Here is a 14,483-nt window from a genome sequence, read left to right on the forward strand (position 1 = left end):
GGTCCGTGTCATGAAGAGAGAGAAAGGACAACCATGAATGCCACCAAACGACTGCTGCTGAAGGCGGTCCTGTCGATCGCGGCGCTGAGCCCGCTGGCCACCTTCGCCGCCGACGGCTCCGCGCCCGACCAGTTGATCCGTCAGCTGTCGATCGAGACGCTGGACGCCGTCAAGAGCGACAAGGCGATCCAGGGCGGCGACGTCAACAAGATCATGCAGCTCGTCGACTCCAAGGTGATGCCGCATGTGGACTTCCAGCGCATCACCGCGACGGCGGTGGGCCGCTTCTGGCGTCAGGCGACGCCGGAGCAGAAGCAGCGCCTGCAGGACGAGTTCAAGACGCTGCTGGTGCGCACCTATGCCGGCGCGCTGACGCAGGTCCGTGACCAGACCATCGCGATGAAGCCGATGCGCGCGGCGCCCGAGGACACCGAGGTCATCGTGCGCACCGAGATCCGCGGCAAGGGCGATCCGATCCAGCTGGACTACCGCCTGGAGAAGACCGATGCCGGCTGGAAGATCTATGACGTGAACGTGCTGGGCATCTGGCTGGCCGATCAGTACAAGAACAGCTTCGCGCAGGAAATCAACGCCAAGGGTATCGACGGTCTGATCAAGTCGCTGGCCGAGCGCAACGCGCGTCCGGCGACGGCCGCGTCGGCGCCCAAGAAGGGCTGACGCGATGCTGAAGCTGCCGCAGCGGCTGCGCCTGGACAACGTCCCCGAGGAGTGGACGCGGCTCGAGGGCGCGCTGCGCGCCGAGCTGGCACAGGTCGGCAACGCGGCCGGCCGCAGCATCAGCCTGGATGCGAGCGGGCTGAACGACTTCGACTCGGCGGCCCTGAGCCTGCTGCTGAGCGCGTTGCGGCTGTGTGGCCAGGACGGCTGGCAACTGACGCTGCTGCAGCCGCCGCGCGCGCTGCGGGAACTGGCCCGCGTCTATGCGCTGGAACACCTGTTCTGGCCGGACGCGGAAGTCCCGGCCGAAGCCGCCTGAGCGCACTCGCGCGCACGCCGGAAAGCCGCCCTTGGGTGGCTTTTCCTTTTCTGGCCAGCGACCGAACCGGCGATTCAGCGCGCGGTGCGTTGCAACACGCGGCGTGACAGCCCGGCGGCCAAGGCCGCGACGCCGATCAGCAGCAGCGCATTCGGTTCCGGCACGTCACCGCCGCCGCCCGCTCCACCGCCGCCGCCACCACCGCCGCAACCGGCCGTGCTGGCGACGCAACCGGCGAACTCAATCGAATTCCCCGCTGTCCCGACGCCCTGGAACTTGATCGAGTAGGGGCTGATGAAGCCGATCCCGCTCGTCATGAAGTTGTGGGTCGCGTCGGTCGTCAGCGTCAGGTTGAACGACGAGATCGTGTTCATGCCGATGCCGCCGTTGATCGAGCCGCCCGCGCAGTTGTTCCCGGTCATCACGCAGAGGTCGATGTTCTGGAACGACGGGAAGTTCGTGTCGAGCTCGGCGCCCCAGGCGGCGGTGTTGGTGCTGGCGCCGTTGAGCGTCGGCGAGACCGCCGTGATGCCGAAGGCCATCAGCACGTTCTGGCCGGGGCCGAAGGACGTGTTGTTGACGATGGCGGCGAAGGTGGCGCTGGTGGCGGTCCAGTTGGTCAGTGTCAACTTGACCGACGCCTGCAGCGTCGCGCCGTCCTGGGAGCCAGAGAACAACAGCGTCGCCGTGTCGGTCGGGGCGCTGAACATCACTGCGGCGGCTTGCGCCTGACTGCAGAGGGCGAGCGCCGCAGCGGCTGCGACCCAACGAATCTTGATTGGCTTCATGACCCACCCCTTTCCGAGCGATCCACGTGGCTGGCTGTTCTCCCTGTGCCAGGGGTCACGCATAACTCGGGCCAGTGGGCCAAGTGCTTGATTTGCCGTCACATCTGATAAACACGGTCATCGAGATGTAAAAAATGGCGACAACGTCCGGCATGCCGATTGCCTTGCGGGCCGCCGCTTCTCGCGGTGTCTCGTGGTGTCTCGCGCAGACCCTTCCGGAAACCCCGCGCGCGGTCACCCCTATGATCCCGGCCGCCATGAAAGACCTGCCCAAGCGCCTCGCCGTGCTGCTGCTGACCTTGCTGGCGGCCTCGGCGCTGATCTTCGGCGCGCTGGAATGGCTGCCGGGCAATGCCGCCCAATTGATCATGGGCCCCGAGGCGCCGCCCGAGGCCGTTGCCGCGCTCTCCCGCCAACTCGGCCTGGACCAGCCGGCCTGGCATCGCTATCTGGACTGGCTGGCGGGACTGGTGCGTGGCGACATGGGGCTGTCGTACGCCTACGGCGCGCCGGTGGCCGATCTGATCCTGGAGCGCCTGACGCTGACCCTGCCGCTGGCGCTGCTGGCGATGGCGCTCACTGTCGTGGTGGCCTTGACGGCCGGCTGGTGGGCCGCGAGCCAGCAGGGACGCGCCGGCGATCACCTCGTCATGGGCCTGACGCAGCTCGGGCTCGCGGTGCCGAGCTTCTGGCTCGGGATGCTGCTCGTGCTGGTCTTCGCGGTGAAGCTGCAGTGGGTCGACGCGGGCGGCTTCCCCGGCTGGCGCGAGGACGCCGGCGGCGGCCTGTGGCCGGGGCTGCGGGCGCTGCTGCTGCCGGCGATCGCGCTGGCGCTGGTGCAGGCCGCGATCCTGGCCCGGATCGCGCGCTCCGCGATGCTCGACATCGCGCGCGAGGACTTCATGCGCAGCGCGCGCGCCAAGGGCCTGTCGCGCCGCGCCGCGCTCTGGCGCCACGGGCTGCGCCACGCCGCGATCCCGCTGCTGACGCTGGGCGGGCTGCAGTTCGCCAACCTGCTCGCCGGCACCATCGTCATCGAGAACGTCTTCACGCTGCCGGGCCTGGGCCGGCTGATGGCGCAGGCGATCGCCAACCGCGACCTGATCGTCGTGCGCAACGGCGTGATGGGGCTGGCGGCGCTGGTGCTGGTGCTCAACTTCGCGATCGACCTGCTGCACGGCTGGATCGATCCGCGGCTGCGCGTGAGGGCCGAGCCATGAGGCGCGCGGCCTTCGCCGCGGGCGCCGTGCTGACGGCGCTGTTGCTGCTGGCGGCGCTGCTGTCGCTGGCCTGGACACCCTGGCCGCCCGAGCAGATCGACATGGCCCGCCGACTGGCGCCGCCGAGCCCGGCGCATTGGCTGGGCTGCGACCAGTTGGGCCGGGACCTGCTCAGCCGCCTGATGGCCGGCGCGCGCAGTGCGTGGCTGGTGGGCGTGGTCGCCGTGGGGATCGGGTTGATCGCCGGGACCGCGCTGGGCCTGCTGGCCGCCGCGCGGCGCGGCTGGGTCGAGGCGCTGATCCTGCGCGGCGCCGATCTGGGCTACGCCTTCCCCGCGCTGCTGCTTGCCATCCTGCTGGCGGCGGCGCTCGGACCGGGCATGACGGTCGCGATGGCGGCGATCGGCCTGCATGCGGTGCCGTCGTTCGCGCGGCTGGTCAACGGCAGCGCCAAGAGCTGGTGGGCGCGCGATTTCGTGCTCGCGGCGCGGGTCGCGGGTCAGGGCCGGCTGTCGATCACGCTGAGGCATGTGCTGCCGCAGCTGCTGCCCTTGCTCGCGGTGCAGGGCACGACCAGCTTCGCGCTGGCCATCCTGGCGGAGGCGGGCCTGTCCTACCTCGGCCTCGGCACCCAGCCGCCGCAGGCGAGCTGGGGCCGGCTGCTGGCCGAGGCGCAGACGCTGATGTTCGAGGCCCCCCAGCTCGCGCTCGCGCCCGGCGTCGCGATCACGCTGGCGGTGCTCGGCCTGAACCTGCTGGGCGACGGCCTGCGCGACCGGCTCGATCCGAAGGAGCTGCCGCGATGAGCGCGCCGCTGCTCGAGGTGCGCGACCTGCACGTGCGCCTGGCCGCGCCCGGTGGCGCGAGGCTGCATGCGCTGCGCGGGCTGGACCTGACGCTGACGCGCGGCGGGAGCCTCGCGCTCATCGGCGAATCGGGCAGCGGCAAGACGCTCACCGCGCTGGCCGTGATGGGCCTGCTGCCCGAGGGGGCGGAGGTCTCCGGCCGGATCGCGCTCGATGGCCAGGACCTGCTGGCGCTGGACGACGACGGCTGGTGCGGCGTGCGCGGCCGCCGTGTCGCGATGGTGTTCCAGGAGCCGCTCACCGCCTTGAATCCGCTGCAGCGCGTGCTGGCGCAGGTGATGGAGCCGATCCGGATCCATCGGCTCGCGCCCGATCGCGACAGCGCCCGCGAACGCGCGATGGCGTTGCTGGCGCGGGTGGGACTCGACGAGCGCCAGGCGCGCGCCTATCCGCATCAGCTCTCGGGCGGTCAGCGCCAGCGCGCGCTGATCGCGATGGCGCTGGCCGGCGAGCCCGGCCTGCTGATCGCCGACGAGCCGACGACGGCGCTGGACGCGCGGCTGCGCGTGCAGGTGCTGGACCTGCTGCGCGAGCTGGTGGCCGAGCGCGGCATGGCGCTGCTGCTGATCTCGCACGACCTGGCGCTGACGGCGCGCCGCGTCGATCGCCTGCTGATCCTCTATGGCGGCCGGACGATGGAGGAGGGCCGCGCGGCCGACCTGCTCGAGCACCCGCGCCATCCGCGCCATCCATATACGCAGGCGCTGTGGGCGGCGCGTCCCCGGCTGGGCGCCGGCCGCGACCAGCCGCTGCATCCGCTCAAGGGCAATGTGCCCTCGCTGAAGCAGCTCGGCGCGGGTTGCCCGTTCGCGCCGCGATGTCCGCTCGCCACCGCGCGCTGCGCCGCCGAGCCGCCGCGCTTCGACGGCCGGCTCGCCTGCTGGGAGGTGGCGCCATGAGCGCCGCGCCGCTGCTGCAGGTGGAGGGCCTGGGCCAGCGCTACGGCGGCCGCGGCGTGCTGCGCGACATCTCGTTCGCGCTGCCGGCGGGCGAGTCGCTCGGCGTCATCGGCGAATCGGGCGCCGGCAAGAGCACGCTGGCGCGGCTCCTGATGGCGCTGGAGCGTCCGCATCGCGGCAGCGTGCGATGGTCCGGCGAGGACATCCACGCGATGTCGGCCCGCGCGCGCCGCGCGCTGCGTCCGCAGGTGCAGATGGTGTTCCAGGATCCGTACGGCTCGCTCGATCCGCGCTGGCGCGTCGGGCGCAGCGTGATGGAGCCGCTGGCCGCGCTGCCGATGACCGGTGCCCAGCGTCAGGCGCGCCTGGCCGAGGTGCTGGCCGCGGTGGGACTCGAGGCCGACGCCGCGCTGCGCTATCCGCATCAGTTCTCGGGCGGCCAGCGGCAGCGGCTCGCGATCGCGCGGGCGCTGTCGACGCGGCCGCGGCTGATCGTCGCCGACGAGCCGTTGTCGGCGCTCGACGTCTCGGTGCAGGCGCAGATCCTGGCGCTGCTGCGCGAGCTGCAGCGGCGCGAGGGCATCAGCCTGGTCGTCGTCAGCCACGACCTGCCGGCCATCGAGGTGCTGTGCGACCACGCGCTGGTGCTGCGCGGCGGCGAGGCCGTCGAGCAGGGGCCGGCCGCGCGGGTGCTGGGCGAACCGCATCATCCCTACACGCGGGACCTGCTGGCCGCTTTGGCATGATCCGCGCCCATGGACAAGACCATGGACCGACGCCGCTTCCACCTGCTCTCGCTCGGCGCCGCCGGCGCGACCCTGGGGACCGCGCTGCCCGCCTTCGCGCAGGGCAGCCCGGGCAAGCCGCTCGTGCTCGGCATGACGCTGGAGCCGCCCGGCCTGGATCCGACCGCCGGCGCCGCCGCCGCGATCGGCGAGATCGTGCTCTACAACGTGATGGAGCCGCTGACCAAGGTGGCCGAGGACGGCAGCGCGCAGCCGCTGCTGGCGCTGCGCTGGACCGTGTCGGCGGACCAGCAGACCTGGACCTTCGCGCTGCGGCCGAACGTGCGCTTCCACAACGGCGAGCCCTTCGATGCCAAGGCGGTGAAGTTCAGCTTCGAGCGCGCCGCTGCCCCGGACAGCCTGAACAAGGATCGCCGCGTGTTCGAGAACATCGCCGCGATCGCCGCGCCCGATCCGCTGAGCGTCGTGCTGACGCTGAAGCATCCGGAACCCGAGCTGCCGGCGCTGCTGGCGCAGTCGACCGCCGTGATCGTGGAGCCCAGGAGCGCGGCCGGCAACGCGCAGACGCCGGTGGGCACGGGGCCTTACCGCGTCGCGCAATGGCAGCGCGGCGCGAGTCTCTCGCTCGCGGCCTGGCCGGCTTTCCGCGACGCGGCGGCGATCAGGATCGCGCGGGTGCAGTTCCGTTTCATCGGCGAGCCGGCGGCGCAGGTCGCGGCGCTGCTGGCCGGTGATGTCGATGTGTTCCCGCGCGTCGCCGCGGCGCGCGCGCTCGCGCAGTTCAAGGCGCAGCCCAAGCGTTTCCAGGTGATCACCGCGTCCTCGCGCGCGAAGACCATCCTCGCGATCAACCACCAGCGCGCGCCGCTGGGCGATGCGCGCGTGCGCCGCGCCATCGCGATGGCGATCGATCGCAAGGCCGTCATCCAGGCGAGCGCCGATGGTTACGGCGTGCCGATCGGCAGCTTCGTCACGCCGGACACGCCGGGCTACGTCGACTGCACCGCGATCAATGCCTACGACCCGGCGGCGGCCAAGGCGCTGCTGGCCCAGGCCAAGGCCACCGGGCTGACGCTGTCGCTGAAGCTGCCGCCGGTGCCCTACGCGCGCCAGGGCGGCGAGCTGATCGCGGCGCAACTGGCCGCGGTCGGCATCAACGCCCGCATCGAGCAGATCGAATGGGCGCAGTGGCTCTCCAGCGTCTACGGCAGCAAGGCCTACGACCTGACGGTGATCTCGCATGTCGAGCCGCATGACTTCGGCAACTTCGCGCGGCCCGATTACTACTGGGGCTATCGCAGCCCGGCCTTCAGCGCGCTGTACGCGCGCATGCAGGCTGCGGCCGATCCGGCCGAGCGCGCGAAGCTGTTCGGCCAGGCGCAGCGCCTGGTCGCGCAGGACGCGGTCGCCGCCTTCCTGTACCAGCCGCAATGGATCACGATCGCGCGCGCGGGGCTGCAAGGGCTGTGGACGAAGACGCCGCTGTTCGCCAATGACCTGTCGGTGATGCGCTGGGCCTGAAGCCCGCCCATGCCCCCTGATGCAGGGACGGCGCGGCGGGCCGCTGTGGTGCGGCGCCGACGCGATGGGCGGCTCGTCGGGCGTCATCCACCGGCCATCAAGTCAGAGGGCTTTTCCTCTACAGTGCGCCCCTTGGCCGGTGTACCGTGCCCGGTTCGGAGGAGTCGGAGAGAGCCGCATGCCGTTTGATTTGCCTGAGACCCTGCAGCCATTCCTGCTGCCGCTGCTGATCGTCGTCCCGCTGGCCATCGTGATCATCATCATCACCGTGCGCCGCGGCGACTACCGCGACGTCGGCGCGCCGCCGCCGGCGCCCCGGCCGCTGCCTCCCGGTCCCGCCGCCCGCACCGCGCCGCCCGTTTCCCCCAGCGCGGCCGCTCCCGCGCCGGGCCCGCGCCTGCCGCTGCTGGTGGTCGACGACTCGGCCGTGGTGCGCGCCAAGCTGCTGAAGCTGTTCAGCGAGGCCGGCCATGAAGTGGTCGCCGCGCGCGACGGCGTCGAGGCGATGGAGCTGCTGGGCCAGACCCGCTTCGGCGTGCTGATCACCGACCTCGAGATGCCCAACATGGACGGCTTCGAGCTGATCAAGGCGGTGCAGGGCGCGATGGAGACCGAGGACCTGCCCATCATCGCCATCAGCGGCCACGAGGAACTGCACGCGCGGCTGCACCAGATCCAGGGGCTGTACGGCATGTTCCACAAGCCCTGGAACGACCGGGAGCTGATCAAGCGCGTCGAGGCGCTGGCCCAGTTGAGGCAGCCGGTCCGCTCATGAGCCTGGGCGGCTGGCTCAAGCGCGGCGCGGTCACGCTGGCCGTGCTCGTGGCGATCGGCGCCGCGGCCGCCGCGTGGCACGTCCACCAGAAGCTGCCGCGCCGCGATGGCGAGCTGCAGCTCTCCGGCCTGAGCGCGCCGGTCACGGTCCGCTACGACGAATGGGGCGTGCCCCACATCGACGCGCGCAACGAGGACGACCTCTACCGCGCGCTGGGCTACCTGCATGCGCAGGACCGGCTGTTCCAGATGGAGATGCTGCGCCGGCTCGCGCGCGGCGAGCTGGCCGAGGTGCTGGGCCCCAAGCTGGTCGAGACCGACCGCCTGTTCCGCACGCTGGGCATCCGGCACCGGGCCGATGAACTGGCCCAGGCCTCGGCCGCGATCACCGCGCAGCCCGGCGCGGTGCGCGCGCTCTATGCCTACCTCGACGGCGTCAACCAGTACCAGGCGACGCGGCCGGCGCCGCTGGAGTTCGAGATCCTGGGCATCCCGAAGCGCCCCTTCACCGCCGCCGACACCTACAGCATCGCCGGCTACCTGGCCTACAGCTTCGCGGCGGCCTTCCGCACCGAGCCGGCATTGACCGCGATCCGCGACCAGCTGGGTCCGGAGTACCTGCGCATCTTCGATCTGGACTGGCATCCGAAGGGGGCGCTCGAACCGCAGGCGCTGAACACCTCGCGGGAACGCCCCGGCGAGGTCGCGCCGATGCTCGCGCGGCTCGCGGCGGCCGGCGACCGCGCGGCCACGCTCGCGGGCCTGCCGCAGTTCGAGGGCAGCAACGCCTGGGTGGTCGCGGGCAGCCGCACGGTCAGCGGCAAGCCGCTGCTGGCGGGCGATCCGCACATCTCGTACTCGGCGCCGGCGGTGTGGTGGGAAGCGCATCTGCGCACGCCGCAGTTCGAGCTCTACGGCCACCACCTCGCGCTCAATCCGATGGCGCTGCTCGGGCACAACCGGCGCTTCGGCTGGAGCCTGACGATGTTCCAGAACGACGACGTCGACCTGGTCGCCGAGAAGATCAATCCGGCCAATCCGAACCAGGTCTGGTTCAAGGGCCAGTGGGTGCCGATGACGTCGCGCCAGGAGACGCTCAAGGTCAAGGGTCAGCCGGACCAGGTGCTGACGCTGCGGCGCTCGCCGCATGGGCCGATCATCAACGACGCGATCCCGGGCGATCGCGGCGAGCGCCCGGTCGCGATGTGGTGGGCCTTCCTCGAGACCGAGAACCCGGTGATGGACGGCTTCTACCGGCTGGGCCGCGCGGACACGCTGGAGCGCGCGCGCGAGGCGTCGAGCCTCATCCACGCGCCGGGCCTGAACATCGTGTGGGCCAATGCCGGCGGCGACATCGCGTGGTGGGCCGCGGCGAAGCTGCCGGTCCGGCCCGAGGGCGTGAATCCGGCCTTCGTGCTTGACGGCGCGACGGACGAGGCCGACAAGCTCGGCTTCCTGCCGTTCTCGGCCAATCCGCACGAGGAGAACCCGGCGCGGGGCTACATCGTCTCGGCCAACTTCCAGCCGGCCTCGGACACGCCGGTGGCGGGCTACTACAACCTGGCGGAGCGCGGCCGGCGCCTCGATGACCTGCTGAACCAGGGCAAGCGCTGGGACATCCACAACAGCCAGGCGCTGCAGCTGGATGTGCAGACCGACTACGGGCCGCGCGTGCTGCGGCCGCTGATCCCGTTGCTGCGCGGCTCGGCCTCGCTGGAGGAGCAACCGCTGGTCGAGGCGCTGGTGCGCTGGAACGGCGCCTACAAGGCCGATGGCGTCGCGCCGGTGCTGTTCCAGCAATTCACCGCGGAGTTGCTGCGCGCGGCGATGAAGGACGAACTCGGCGACGCGCAGTTCGAGAACCTGCGGCGCACGCGGGCGCTGGACCACGCGCTGCCGCGGCTGACCGCCGATGCCGATTCGCCGTGGTGGGACGACCGCTCGACGCCGCAGCGCGAGACGCAGACGGACATCGTGCGCCGCGCCTGGAAGGCGGCGATCGCGCATCTGCAGGCCACGCTCGGGCCGGACAGCGCGGCCTGGCGCTGGGACGCCGCGCACACGCTGACGCATGAGCATCCGCTGGGCAAGCAGAAGCCGCTGGACAGGATCTTCAACGTCGGTCCGTTCGCGGTGCCCGGCGGCCACGAGGTGCCCAACAACTTCGCGCAGCGCAATGGCAGCGGCCCCTGGCCGGTGGTCTACGGACCATCGACTCGGCGGCTGATCGATTTCGGGCGGCCGCAGGAGGCGCTCGGCGTCAATCCGGTCGGACAGAGCGGCGTCTGGCCGGACGCCCACTACGGCGACCAGGCGGCGCTGCTCGCCAAGGGCCTGTACCGCCGAGAGTGGCTGGACGAGTCCGACGTGCAAGCCCACTCGCGCGGGATGCTGATACTGAAACCATGAGCGCAGAACGACTTCTCCGCCCGGCGCGGGCTTTCGCATGGACCTTCGCGCTCGCCGCGGCCGGCGTCGCGACGATGGCCGCCGCCGTCGAGTTGCCGCGGCCCGCCGAGCTCGCGCGGCAACTGGGCGCCCAGGCGGGGAAGGGCGCGGAGGTCACGGTCACCGTGCTGGAGCCGCATCTGATGCGCGAGGGCCGCATGCCCGAGGTGCGCTATGTCGGCGTGCCGGCGGACGCCGCGCTGGCGGCGGTGCTCGGCAAGGGCTGGAACGCGCCGGGGCAGGAACTAGAGTTCCGCGCGCTCGACGGCTTCGTGTCGCGCATTCCGGTCGAGCGCTTCGCGCAGCACCGCGCATGGCTGGTCCATGCGCGCGCCGACGGCCAGCCCTTCCGGGTGGACAACCACCTGCAGGGCGAGCAGCAGGTGCCGCTGGGCCCGTTCTATCTGGTGTGGGACAACCGCGCCTCGAAGGCGCTGCAGGCCGAAGGCGGCGCGCTGTGGCCGTATCAGGTGGCGTCGGTCAGCGTGGGGCCGTCGTCGACGCGCGCGCTGCTGCCCGGCGACCTGGGCGCGCGCTATGCCGGCGCGGCCGACCTGGCCCGCGTCCACTGCCTGAGCTGCCATCGCATCCGCGGCTACGGCGGCGACAAGATGCCGCTGGATCTCGATGTCGCCGCCAAGGGTTACGACGCGGCGGCGTGGAAGCGCTGGCTGCTCGAGCCCTCGGCGGTCAGGCCCGGCACGACGATGCCGGCGCTGGCCGAGGCGATGGCGCCCGCCGAGCGCGCCGAGATCGCGCAGCGGCTCTACGACTACCTGCGCGCGCTGCCGCCGCGCTGAGGGCCCGGCTCAGAACCAGGGCTTGGGGAGCTGCTCGGTCTCGATGGCACGCAGCAGTGCGGGGCGCTGGGCCATGCGTTCCAGGAACGCGGCGAGCGCGGGCCGGCTGCGCGCCGGATCGCTGAAGTTGCGCGTCCAGCGGCACAGCATGAAGGCGAACGGATCCAGCACCGAGAAGCGCTCGCCGAGCAGGAAGGGGCCGCCCTGGCGTTCGAACTCCGCGGCCAGCAGGTCCAGCTGCGCGGCGGCGCGGACCTGGGCCTGCTGCTTGACCTCGGCGCTGCCGGCGGTGTTGCCGGGGGCGACGAAGCGGTCGGGGTAGTAGTAGCTGATGATGGTGGGCTGCAGCGTGTTGGTGAGCCACATCAGCCACTTGTAGGCCTGCGCGCGTTCGGCGCTGCCGAGCGCGGGCATCAGCCCCGCGTCGGGATGCGTGTCGGCCAGGTGCAGCAGGATCGCGGCGGTCTCGAACAGGACGAGTTCGCCCTGACGCGTGTCACGCAGCGCGGGCAGCAGGCCGTTGGGGTTGATCTTCAGGAACTCGGGGGACTTGTGCTCGCCCTTGTCGCGGTCGACGAGGCGGAGCTGGAACGGCACGCCCAGCTCGTGCAGGACGACGTGGGGCGCGAAGCTGGCGTTGCTGGGGTAGTAGAAGAGCTCGATCATGGCGGCGGTGGGCGCGGCGGACGCGCGTGGTGATCGCGTGAAAGTGGCGTTGGGAGGTCGTGCCGGCGCGGGGCGCGGGGAGCGGCTCCTGCTTGGCGGGGCGCATCATCGCCGATCCGGATGTTGCGTCCGGCGGTCACGTTTCGCGAGGGCGCCGCGTCGCTTTCCGACGCGCGGAGGCTGGGGAAGCAATGGATCTTTACCCCGGCGAAACCCCCTTTCGTAGACGTGGCCGGGCGGGGGAGCGTTGAATCGTTCATCTGGACCACCTGGACGCCGCGCGCGCGGCGCACCGATCATGAACAAGCTCCGTTGGCTGATTCCCCTGGCGCTGGCCCTCACCGCGGGCGTGGCGTCCGCGCAGCATCACGGCGGAACGCGGGTCGACATCGGCCTGCGCTTCGACAGCCGCTATCACCATGACCACTACTACCCGGCGCCGGGCTACGTCGCGCGGGGGCTGCCGGGCGGGGCGGTGTTCGTGGGCGGCCATTACTGGTACCACGGCGGCGTCTGGTACCGGCCGTGGGGGCCCAGCTTCCAGGTCATCGCGCCGCCGATCGGCGTCGTGGTGCCGATCCTGCCGAGCGCCTTCGTGACGCTGCGCATCGGCGGCTATCCGTACTACTACGCCAACGGCGCGTATTACACGGTGGCGTCGCCGGGGCCGGGCTACGTCGTCGTCGCACCGCCGCCGGGCGCGGAGGTGGCGACGCCGGCGCCGGTCGCGCCGCCGCGGCCGGATCCGATCATCTATCCGCGCAACGGCCAGTCGGCCGCGCAGACCGAGGCGGACCGCCAGGAGTGCAACCGCTGGGCGACCACCCAGCCCTCCGCGATGAACGACGCCGGCATCTTCAACCGCGCGGTGGAGGCTTGCATGGATGGGCGGGGGTACAGCATGAGGTGACAAAGCAGCTCGGGATTCGCATGCCATGGAATGACCGTCGAGATGCGAATTCCGGGCCCATGAGGGGTTTCGCGCAACGTATCGCGGCCCGATCGCGCGGTTTCCTGACGCAGGACAAACGTCGATGGAATCGCGCGGGTCCTTGCAGCAACGCGGCGCAGGGGCGTCCTAGACTGGCCTGCCCTCCCGCCCTTGCTGCCTTGCCCGATGAATTCGATCCCATCGCCCGCGGAGCGCTTTCCGTTTCCCACGTCACTTTGCCATCCTGCTGCGGCGCCCACGCCGCCCGGCGGTGAGGCGCCACCGCCGAAGCGGCGCATCCGCTTCGGTGTCCTCAAGGGGCAGATCTGGATTGGCGCCGACTTCGATGCGCCGCTGCCTGAGCCTGTGCTCGCGAGCTTCGGAAGCGTTCAATGACCTTGCTCCTCGATACGCACATCTTCCTGTGGGCGGTCGAGGGGTCTGATCGTCTGAAGGCGTCGACCCGCCTGCTCATCGAGACGGCGGACGCGGTGTTCGTCTCCGCCGCATCGATATGGGAGATCGCCATCAAGGCTCGACTCGGCAGGCTCAAGGCTGATCCGGACCGGTTGATTGGCGCCATCGACGAATGCGGCTTCCTGGAACTGCCGGTGAGCGCGGAGCACGCTGCCACCACCATGATCCTGGCGCTGCATCACCGGGATCCATTCGACCGGATGCTCATCGCTCAAGCCATCAGCGAAACGGCCCACCTGGTGACGGCCGATGGTCAGTTGCCGCAGTACAGCGAGTTGATTCTTCAGGTCTGATGGCTACGCCGAACACGCCCGAACGGTGCGATGCGCGTCACGCCGCGCATCCCGCCTCGCCCCGATCCGCGGGCTGCGCGCTGCTGCTGAGCGTCACCCCATACCGCTCCGCGGTCATGTGGGCGAGGATGGCCAGCGCGATCTCCGGCGGCGTGCGCGCGCCGATGTGCAGACCCACCGGTCCGTGCAGCCGATCCAGCTGCGCGTCCGTCAGATCGAAGTGCTCCTTCAGCCGCGCGCGGCGCCTGGCCTGGTTCAGCCGCGAGCCGATCGCGCCGACGTAGAACGCCGGCCCCTTCAGCGCTTCCATCAGCGCCAGATCGTCGAGCTTGGGATCGTGCGTCAGCGCCACGATCGCCGTGTGCCCATCGGGCCTCAGCCGCAGCACCACGTCGTCCGGCATGTCCCGCGTCAGCGGCGCCGCGATCAGCGTCCACGGGTAGTCGTCGCGCGGATCGCAGACCTGGACCTGGTAATCGAGCGCCAGCGCCATCTGCGCCAGATACTGGCTCATCTGCCCCGCGCCGATGATCAGCAGCCGCCATTGCGGCCCGTGATGCGTCACCAGCCGCGTGTCGCTCAGCACCAGCCGGTCCGCGCCGTCGCGCGAATGCGCCGCTGGCGGCTCCTCGAGCGTCACCGCGCCGGTCGCCAGCGTCAGCGTCCTCAGCACCCGCTCGCCGCGCGAGAGCCGCTCCAGCAGCGGCCCGATCGCCGAATGCGGCCCCACCGGCTCCAGCATCAGTTCCAGCGTGCCGCCGCAAGGCAGGCCGAAACGCTGTGCCGCTTCCGCGCCGACGCCGTAGCGGATCAGCTCCGGCGCCTTCAGCGTCAAGGCGCCTTCGCGGATCTTCGCGACCAGGTCGTCCTCGATGCATCCCCCCGACACCGATCCGGCGATCAATCCATCCGCGCGCACCGCGACGATCGATCCCACCGGCCGTGGCGCCGAGCCCCAGGTCCGCGTGATCGTGCCCAGCACCACGCGCTGGTCGGCGTCCAGCCATTGCTGCACCTGGCGCAGCACCTGCAGGTCCATGTTGTCCATCCGCGCACC

The 14,483-nt window shown here is 71.2% G+C and carries 16 protein-coding genes; 13 read left to right on the plus strand and 3 right to left on the minus strand.

All coding sequences use genetic code 11. The features are described 5' to 3' along the window. Positions 1-33 precede the first annotated feature (33 nt). Complete coding sequence (locus tag ACEN96_RS05260; protein ID WP_495587001.1) at positions 34-678, plus strand: MlaC/ttg2D family ABC transporter substrate-binding protein; 645 nt, start codon at positions 34-36, stop codon at positions 676-678. Positions 679-682: 4 nt separating this feature from the next. After that, positions 683-997, plus strand: coding sequence for an STAS domain-containing protein (locus tag ACEN96_RS05265; RefSeq protein ID WP_495587002.1), 315 nt, complete (start codon positions 683-685; stop codon positions 995-997). 74 nt (positions 998-1,071) lie between these two features. Here ACEN96_RS05265 and ACEN96_RS05270 read toward each other — a convergent pair whose 3' ends face one another. After that, positions 1,072-1,707, minus strand: a complete 636-nt coding sequence (locus ACEN96_RS05270; RefSeq protein WP_495587003.1) for a cistern family PEP-CTERM protein — start codon at positions 1,705-1,707, stop codon at positions 1,072-1,074. 335 nt (positions 1,708-2,042) lie between these two features. Here ACEN96_RS05270 and ACEN96_RS05275 point away from each other — a divergent pair, with 335 nt between their 5' ends. The 8 genes from ACEN96_RS05275 (at position 2,043) to ACEN96_RS05310 (ending at position 11,059) form a co-directional block, all read left to right on the plus strand. Next, complete coding sequence (locus ACEN96_RS05275) at positions 2,043-3,005, plus strand: ABC transporter permease (protein WP_495587004.1); 963 nt, start codon at positions 2,043-2,045, stop codon at positions 3,003-3,005. Continuing rightward, entirely contained in the window at positions 3,002-3,811 is an 810-nt protein-coding gene (locus ACEN96_RS05280; RefSeq protein WP_495587005.1) for an ABC transporter permease, read from the plus strand. The genes ACEN96_RS05275 and ACEN96_RS05280 overlap by 4 nt, the downstream gene beginning before the upstream one ends. Continuing rightward, on the plus strand, positions 3,808-4,770 hold the full coding sequence (locus ACEN96_RS05285; RefSeq protein ID WP_495587006.1) for an ABC transporter ATP-binding protein: 963 nt from the start codon (positions 3,808-3,810) through the stop codon (positions 4,768-4,770). Before ACEN96_RS05280 ends, ACEN96_RS05285 begins: the two co-directional genes overlap by 4 nt. Further along, positions 4,767-5,516: an ABC transporter ATP-binding protein gene (locus tag ACEN96_RS05290; RefSeq protein WP_495587007.1), complete on the plus strand. Its 750-nt coding sequence runs from the start codon at positions 4,767-4,769 to the stop codon at positions 5,514-5,516. The genes ACEN96_RS05285 and ACEN96_RS05290 overlap by 4 nt, the downstream gene beginning before the upstream one ends. A 21-nt stretch (positions 5,517-5,537) precedes the next feature. After that, complete coding sequence (locus ACEN96_RS05295) at positions 5,538-7,037, plus strand: ABC transporter substrate-binding protein (RefSeq protein WP_495588554.1); 1,500 nt, start codon at positions 5,538-5,540, stop codon at positions 7,035-7,037. 178 nt (positions 7,038-7,215) lie between these two features. After that, entirely contained in the window at positions 7,216-7,812 is a 597-nt protein-coding gene (locus tag ACEN96_RS05300) for a response regulator (RefSeq protein WP_495587008.1), read from the plus strand. Next, on the plus strand, positions 7,809-10,220 hold the full coding sequence (locus tag ACEN96_RS05305; RefSeq protein ID WP_495587009.1) for a penicillin acylase family protein: 2,412 nt from the start codon (positions 7,809-7,811) through the stop codon (positions 10,218-10,220). The genes ACEN96_RS05300 and ACEN96_RS05305 overlap by 4 nt, the downstream gene beginning before the upstream one ends. Continuing rightward, positions 10,217-11,059, plus strand: coding sequence for a hypothetical protein (locus ACEN96_RS05310; protein WP_495587010.1), 843 nt, complete (start codon positions 10,217-10,219; stop codon positions 11,057-11,059). Before ACEN96_RS05305 ends, ACEN96_RS05310 begins: the two co-directional genes overlap by 4 nt. Positions 11,060-11,068: 9 nt before the next feature. Here the strand turns inward: ACEN96_RS05310 and ACEN96_RS05315 are convergent, their stop codons facing one another. Next, positions 11,069-11,725: a glutathione S-transferase family protein gene (locus ACEN96_RS05315; protein WP_495587011.1), complete on the minus strand. Its 657-nt coding sequence runs from the start codon at positions 11,723-11,725 to the stop codon at positions 11,069-11,071. Between the two features lie 298 nt (positions 11,726-12,023). Here ACEN96_RS05315 and ACEN96_RS05320 point away from each other — a divergent pair, with 298 nt between their 5' ends. The 3 genes from ACEN96_RS05320 to ACEN96_RS05330 all read left to right on the plus strand — a co-directional run bounded on the left by ACEN96_RS05320 (position 12,024) and on the right by ACEN96_RS05330 (position 13,426). Further along, on the plus strand, positions 12,024-12,635 hold the full coding sequence (locus ACEN96_RS05320; RefSeq protein ID WP_495587012.1) for a DUF6515 family protein: 612 nt from the start codon (positions 12,024-12,026) through the stop codon (positions 12,633-12,635). A 207-nt stretch (positions 12,636-12,842) separates the two neighbouring features. Next, the gene (locus ACEN96_RS05325; protein WP_495587013.1) at positions 12,843-13,052 is read left to right on the plus strand and encodes a hypothetical protein; all 210 of its coding nucleotides are present in this window, start codon (positions 12,843-12,845) and stop codon (positions 13,050-13,052) included. Further along, the gene (locus ACEN96_RS05330) at positions 13,049-13,426 is read left to right on the plus strand and encodes a type II toxin-antitoxin system VapC family toxin (protein WP_495587014.1); all 378 of its coding nucleotides are present in this window, start codon (positions 13,049-13,051) and stop codon (positions 13,424-13,426) included. The genes ACEN96_RS05325 and ACEN96_RS05330 overlap by 4 nt, the downstream gene beginning before the upstream one ends. Before the next feature lie 37 nt (positions 13,427-13,463). On the opposite strand, the gene ACEN96_RS05335 is transcribed toward ACEN96_RS05330, so the two are convergent. Further along, positions 13,464-14,474: an XdhC family protein gene (locus tag ACEN96_RS05335; RefSeq protein ID WP_495587015.1), complete on the minus strand. Its 1,011-nt coding sequence runs from the start codon at positions 14,472-14,474 to the stop codon at positions 13,464-13,466. Positions 14,475-14,483: the final 9 nt, after the last annotated feature.

The organism is Roseateles sp. Mitsp63 (genome assembly GCF_059491535.1).

Coding starts and splice junctions, on each gene's coding strand:
- ACEN96_RS05260 (WP_495587001.1), top strand. CDS start 34: ATGAATGCCACCAAACGACTGCTGCTGAAGGCGGTCCTGTCGATCGCG.
- ACEN96_RS05265 (WP_495587002.1), top strand. CDS start 683: ATGCTGAAGCTGCCGCAGCGGCTGCGCCTGGACAACGTCCCCGAGGAG.
- ACEN96_RS05270 (WP_495587003.1), bottom strand. CDS start 1,707: ATGTTCAGCGCCCCGACCGACACGGCGACGCTGTTGTTCTCTGGCTCC.
- ACEN96_RS05275 (WP_495587004.1), top strand. CDS start 2,043: ATGAAAGACCTGCCCAAGCGCCTCGCCGTGCTGCTGCTGACCTTGCTG.
- ACEN96_RS05280 (WP_495587005.1), top strand. CDS start 3,002: ATGAGGCGCGCGGCCTTCGCCGCGGGCGCCGTGCTGACGGCGCTGTTG.
- ACEN96_RS05285 (WP_495587006.1), top strand. CDS start 3,808: ATGAGCGCGCCGCTGCTCGAGGTGCGCGACCTGCACGTGCGCCTGGCC.
- ACEN96_RS05290 (WP_495587007.1), top strand. CDS start 4,767: ATGAGCGCCGCGCCGCTGCTGCAGGTGGAGGGCCTGGGCCAGCGCTAC.
- ACEN96_RS05295 (WP_495588554.1), top strand. CDS start 5,538: ATGGACCGACGCCGCTTCCACCTGCTCTCGCTCGGCGCCGCCGGCGCG.
- ACEN96_RS05300 (WP_495587008.1), top strand. CDS start 7,216: ATGCCGTTTGATTTGCCTGAGACCCTGCAGCCATTCCTGCTGCCGCTG.
- ACEN96_RS05305 (WP_495587009.1), top strand. CDS start 7,809: ATGAGCCTGGGCGGCTGGCTCAAGCGCGGCGCGGTCACGCTGGCCGTG.
- ACEN96_RS05310 (WP_495587010.1), top strand. CDS start 10,217: ATGAGCGCAGAACGACTTCTCCGCCCGGCGCGGGCTTTCGCATGGACC.
- ACEN96_RS05315 (WP_495587011.1), bottom strand. CDS start 11,725: ATGATCGAGCTCTTCTACTACCCCAGCAACGCCAGCTTCGCGCCCCAC.
- ACEN96_RS05320 (WP_495587012.1), top strand. CDS start 12,024: ATGAACAAGCTCCGTTGGCTGATTCCCCTGGCGCTGGCCCTCACCGCG.
- ACEN96_RS05325 (WP_495587013.1), top strand. CDS start 12,843: ATGAATTCGATCCCATCGCCCGCGGAGCGCTTTCCGTTTCCCACGTCA.
- ACEN96_RS05330 (WP_495587014.1), top strand. CDS start 13,049: ATGACCTTGCTCCTCGATACGCACATCTTCCTGTGGGCGGTCGAGGGG.
- ACEN96_RS05335 (WP_495587015.1), bottom strand. CDS start 14,474: ATGGACAACATGGACCTGCAGGTGCTGCGCCAGGTGCAGCAATGGCTG.